This window comes from Halorubrum tibetense, from assembly GCF_042661865.1.
Lineage (GTDB): Archaea > Halobacteriota > Halobacteria > Halobacteriales > Haloferacaceae > Halorubrum > Halorubrum tibetense.
In genome coordinates this window covers 1-4,914 of sequence record NZ_JBHSWW010000185.1, presented here as the reverse complement: position 1 = coordinate 4,914, position 4,914 = coordinate 1, and the positions used below count along the sequence as shown (strand labels likewise).

Below are 4,914 nucleotides of genomic sequence, written 5' to 3'. Positions count from 1 at the left end.
GGCGTCTCGATCGGTGTGACGGCGCTCGCGGGACGGATCGACGACCCCGCCGTGCTCGGCGTGGCCCCCGACTGCAGCTACTTCCTCGTGGGCGCGCTCCTCGTGGGGGTGCGGATGGCCGGCTGATCCGGATACGGACGGTTGGCCGATCCGCCCGGGACCGCGTCCCGCCGGCCGACGGCGGGTGCCAGCAGTACGGTCGTCAGATCCACGTTTTTCGCACAGTCGAACGATGCTGTCGGATCGGCTTGAGAAACTCATTTATGTACATATGGTATGGAATAAATAGTGATCCCGTTGAGCCCGCTTTCCATCGCGTTGCTCGCCGCGGTCGTCACCGGCACGGCCGCGGCGATCCTCGCGTGGCGCGAGCGGCCCGAGGCGGGCGCGACGTGGCTGTCCGTGCTGCTCGTCGGGCAGGTGTGGTGGACGACGTTCCTCGTGTTCGAGCTCGAGACGCCGACGCTGGCGGCGAAAGCGCTCTGGTACGATATCCAGTGGATCGGGGTCGTGACGATCCCGATCGCGTGGCTGCTGTTCGCGCTGGAGTACACCGGCCGGGACCGGTACGTGACGCCGCGGACGATACTCGGACTGGCGGCCGTCCCGCTCGCTACGCTCGTCGTCGTCGCGGCCGGGGACCCCGGAGGGTTGATCCGAGCGGATGCGACGGTCGCGGAGTCGCCGGTCGGTTCGTTTCTCCGCGTCGAGCCCGGTCCGTGGTACTACGTGATCGCGGGCTACACGTACCTCCTCGGACTGTTCGGCTCCGTCCCGATCGTCCAGCTCGTCAGGGACGATGCGCGGCCGTTCCGCGGGCAGAGCGCCGCGCTCCTCGTCGGCACCGCGGCCCCGTGGGCCAGCAGCATCCTCTACCTCTCCGGCGCGATCCCAGTGGCTGGACTCGACCCGACCCCGCTCGCGTTCGCCGTCTCGGGGGTTGCGTACCTCCTCGCGCTCTCCCGGTTCCGCCTGCTCGCGCTCGCGCCGGCCCCACGCCGTCGTGCCCGGCAGCTCGTGTTCGAACACCTCCACGACCCCGCGTTCGTCGTCGGAACCGAGGGGTACGTCGTCGACCTGAACCAGAGTGCCGTCGACGTCTTCGAGATCGAGCGCCGAACGGCGGTCGGCGAATCGGCGTCCGCAGTGGTGCCGCGATACGACGCGCTGGCGGACGCCGAAGTCGACCCCTCACCGCTCGTCATCGTCGGGGCCGACGGTCGCCGGCCGTACGAGGTGACGGTCCGAAACGTGACTGACACCCACAGTCGGTCGATAGGCCGGGTGGTCGTCTTCCACGACGTCGGCGACTACCTCGGCCAACAGCAACGATTGGACGTCCTCAACAGGGTGTTCCGCCACGACGTGCGAACCGAGACCAACCTCATCTGCGGCTACGCGGAGGTGCTCGCGGGCGACCCGACCGACGAGCGGGCACTCGGCGTCATCACGGAGAGTGCGACCCGCATTCTCGAGCTCAGCGAGCGGACACGTACCGCGAGCGAGCTGTTCGGTCCGACGGCGGACCCGCCGTCCCCGATCGCCCTCGACGAGGCCGTCAGGTCAGTTGCCGCGGAGCTCGCGGACGAACACCCACACGCGCGGGTTTCGGTCGCGGATGACCTCCCGGACGTTCGTGTTCCGGCGGTCGTCACCGTCATCGCCGAGAACCTCTGTTCGAACGCGATCCGGCACAACGACGCCGAGTCGCCGTCCGTGTGGCTCGACGCGAGCGTCGCAGACGGCTGGGCGGACCTCGTCATCGCCGACGACGGGCCCGGCATCGACGAGGCGGAGTACGAGGTGTTGGCGCGCGGCACCGAGACCCCGCTCGATCACGGAAGCGGGATCGGACTGTGGATCGTGAAGTGGGCGACCGACCACGTCGGCGGTAACCTCTCCTTTGAGCGACGGGAACCGTGCGGCACGACAGTGACCGTCTCGTTACCGACGGTCGGGGGCGGTGCGGAGACGACGGACTATCCCGACAACGGCAATCCCGGCGACGACTATCCCCGCGACGGCCCGAACGGGGACGATAGCCCCGTCGGCGTTCGGTAGGCACTTGTTCGGTCCGCCCGACTCGGGGACATGGACGCCACCTATCTCCCGTACGCCCTCCTCGCGATGGGGGCGTACGCGCTCGTCTCCCCTCTGATGCGCGTCGCGACGACCGGCCCGAACGCGGTCCCGAGCGACGTCGCGGTCGTCGTCTCCAACACGCTGCTCGTTGGAATGGCGCTCGGCGTGCTGTGGTACACGGATCAGGGGTTCACGACACATCTCTCGTCGCCGAAGCTGCTCCACGTGCTCGCGGCGGGCGTCTTCCTCGGGATCGGGATCCTCGCGCTGTACCGATCGCTGGCACTCGGGCCGGTGAGCGTGGTCACGCCCATCTTCGCGATGTTCCTCGTGTTCTCCTCGGTGATCGGATTCCTCGTGTTGGGCGAGTCGTTCACGGCCCGGAAGGCGCTGGGGATCGTCTTCGCCGCGCTAGCGGTGTACCTCGTTTCGGGGGCCTGACCGAGCGGGTCGCTGCCGCGGCCGACGGATACAACTCGGGAGCCGTCGAACGGACGGGTATGAGCGAGCTCCCTCTCGAACACGTCCACGTCGCGCCCGACGACCCCGAGAACGCCCCCGCCGTCTTCGTGTTACACGGCCGTGGGGCGGACGAGCGTGACCTGTTACCGGTCGCCGAGGCGCTCCCCGACGACCTCCACGTCGTCAGCCTCCGCGCACCGGACCCGCTTCAGGGCGGCTACACCTGGTACGAGCTCGACCTCTCCGGCGGCGGACTCCATCAGAGCCAACCCCACACGGCCGACTTCACGCGGGCGCTCGACCTGGTGGCGGAGAGCGTCGACGCCGCGGTCGACGCCTACGGGATCGACCCCGGCCGGATCGGGTTGCTCGGGTTCAGCCAGGGCGCGATCACGAGCCTCTCGCTGTTGCTGGACGCGCCCGACCGCTACGCGTGGGTGGTGGCGTTACACGGCTACCTCGCCGACACGCACGCCGATCACGATCCCGAGGGGATCGCGGAGGAGCCGGTGTTCATCGGCGCGGGCACCGGGGACCGCGTGATCCCCGAGTCGCGCGCGTCGTCCGCGGCTGACCGCCTCCGCGAGGTGGGTGCGGCGGTCACCTACGAGACGTACCCGGTCGGCCACGGCATCGGCGACGCGGAGCTGGCCGACGTGGTCGCGTTCGTCGAGGAGCACTACTGAGTCGGGGAACCGGAGCGATCGACGATGCCGGCGGCGGAGTCCCATTCCCCCCGCGACACGGCCCGGCGACGGGAGCCGTGCTACTCCGCCGCGTCGCCGTCGGCCGAGAGCGGCTCCGTACACCAGTGACAGAAGTCGATCTCCGCGTCCGTCTCCCGCCCGCAGTGCGGACAGTCGATCGTCGGGGGTGCGTCGTCGGCTTCCGTGGCCGGACCCGCCGCGGTGGCATCCGCTGGGGTAGACTCCGTCACGTGCGGGCCCGTTGCTGGTGGGTCCGTAGCCGACGAGATTCCGGTCGAGCCGTCACGGGACGACGAACCGCGTCCGGCCCGGCCGGTTCCGCCGGCTTCGGGTCGGTCGGACTCGCGGTTCGCCTCCGCGGTCACCCCCGTACGTCGCTGTCGCTCGTACTCGCGGTTGTTGCGGACCGCGACGAGGTAGGCGTCGAGGATGCTGGCGACGACGACCACGAGCGCGGGTGCGACGTCGGCTATCGGGGGGATCTCCCGCGCGAACAGCTGCTCCATCGCGGCGTCCGGGACGAGGAGGACGAGCGTCGCCGTGATCGCCACGTACCAGCCGAACGCCCGCCCCCACCGGCGTAAGTAGGCGTGGCCGAGCCCGGAGACGAGGACCGCCAACAGGACGGCGAGCCAGGGTCGCCGTCGGGTGAGATCGCTCATGCCCGGTGGGTACGAACCCCGGGACTGAGTAGTTGTCCCTCGGAGCGTTTATGTCCCCGAAACGCCGACCGTGAGACTATGCTCGGTATCGCGGCCGGCGACCTCGCCACGGGGCTCTGGTACGGGTTCATCGGCGTCGCCGTCTGGACCCTCCCGTTCGCGATCGCTTACCTCCTCTACCGGCGGTGGCGCGGGGAGGGCCCCGAGTCGCGACGGGAGGCGGAGTAACGCCGCCGTCGCGATCGCACCCGGGTGGACTCGCTCCCTGCGAGCGTCGGTCGCGGGTCCCGATCGCGGAGCTCGGTTCCGGTTCGATCACGTTTTCCTCCCTGCTCCCCGGACATCTGATATGACAGACACGGCGCTCGTTATCGGCGGAACGCGATTCATCGGACGACACACCGTCGCCGACCTGCTGGCGAACGGCTACGAGGTGACGATGCTGAACCGCGGGAACCACGAGGACCCGTTCGCGGACGACGACCGCGTGACCCACGTCGAGGGCGACCGGAAGAACGAGCGGGACCTCGAAACCGCCCGGCTCGCCGCGGAGCCGGACATCGTGATCGACTGCGTGGCCTACCAGCCGGCGGACGTCGCGACCGCGACCGACGTGTTCGCGGACGTCGATGGCTACGTGTACATCTCGTCTGGGTCGTCGTACGCGGCCGAACACGTCCCCAAACGCGAGGGCGTCACCCCGCTGGAGCCGTGTACGCCGGAGCAGGCGGTCGACGACGACCACGCCACCTACGGGAACCGGAAGGCCGAGGGGGATCGGGAAGTGTTCGCCGCCGCGGAGGCCGGCGTGAACGCGGCTGCCGTCCGCCCGTGTATCGTCTACGGCCCGTACGACTACACGGAGCGGCTCGACTACTGGATCGACCGCGTGCTCACCCACGACCGGGTCGTGGTCCCCGGCGACGGGCAGAACCTCTGGCACCGGGCGTACGTCGAGGACGTGGCGAGCGCCCTCCGGATCGTCGCCGAGCGCGGCGAGC

The 4,914-nt window shown here is 69.7% G+C and carries 6 protein-coding genes; 5 read left to right on the top strand and 1 reads right to left on the bottom strand.

The features are described 5' to 3' along the window. Positions 1-288: 288 nt before the first annotated feature. From ACFQEU_RS11355 to ACFQEU_RS11345, 3 genes are read left to right on the top strand one after another with little or no spacing between them, the layout of a single operon-like run. Positions 289-2,061, top strand: a complete 1,773-nt coding sequence (locus ACFQEU_RS11355) for a histidine kinase N-terminal 7TM domain-containing protein (protein ID WP_379782201.1) — start codon at positions 289-291, stop codon at positions 2,059-2,061. Positions 2,062-2,091: 30 nt separating this feature from the next. Further along, a complete protein-coding gene (locus ACFQEU_RS11350; protein WP_379782199.1) occupies positions 2,092-2,523 on the top strand; it encodes an EamA family transporter in 432 nt (143 codons plus the stop codon). A 59-nt stretch (positions 2,524-2,582) separates the two neighbouring features. Next, positions 2,583-3,230, top strand: coding sequence for an alpha/beta hydrolase (locus ACFQEU_RS11345; RefSeq protein WP_379782197.1), 648 nt, complete (start codon positions 2,583-2,585; stop codon positions 3,228-3,230). 80 nt (positions 3,231-3,310) lie between these two features. Here ACFQEU_RS11345 and ACFQEU_RS11340 read toward each other — a convergent pair whose 3' ends face one another. Then, positions 3,311-3,913: a DUF7575 domain-containing protein gene (locus ACFQEU_RS11340; protein ID WP_379782195.1), complete on the bottom strand. Its 603-nt coding sequence runs from the start codon at positions 3,911-3,913 to the stop codon at positions 3,311-3,313. A 78-nt stretch (positions 3,914-3,991) separates the two neighbouring features. Between ACFQEU_RS11340 and ACFQEU_RS11335 the strand changes: the two genes are divergently transcribed. Together ACFQEU_RS11335 and ACFQEU_RS11330 are read left to right on the top strand one after the other, a co-directional pair. Continuing rightward, positions 3,992-4,141 (top strand): hypothetical protein, encoded by a 150-nt coding sequence (locus ACFQEU_RS11335; RefSeq protein ID WP_379782193.1) that lies wholly within the window; start codon positions 3,992-3,994, stop codon positions 4,139-4,141. A gap of 121 nt (positions 4,142-4,262) precedes the next feature. Beyond that, positions 4,263-4,914: NAD-dependent epimerase/dehydratase family protein (locus ACFQEU_RS11330; RefSeq protein WP_379782191.1), on the top strand; the 652-nt coding region annotated here is incomplete at its 3' end.

Excerpts from the sequence above, each read along its gene's own strand:
- ACFQEU_RS11335 (WP_379782193.1), top strand. The coding sequence starts at position 3,992 with ATGCTCGGTATCGCGGCCGGCGACCTCGCCACGGGGCTCTGGTACGGG.
- ACFQEU_RS11345 (WP_379782197.1), top strand. The coding sequence starts at position 2,583 with ATGAGCGAGCTCCCTCTCGAACACGTCCACGTCGCGCCCGACGACCCC.
- ACFQEU_RS11350 (WP_379782199.1), top strand. The coding sequence starts at position 2,092 with ATGGACGCCACCTATCTCCCGTACGCCCTCCTCGCGATGGGGGCGTAC.
- ACFQEU_RS11340 (WP_379782195.1), bottom strand. The coding sequence starts at position 3,913 with ATGAGCGATCTCACCCGACGGCGACCCTGGCTCGCCGTCCTGTTGGCG.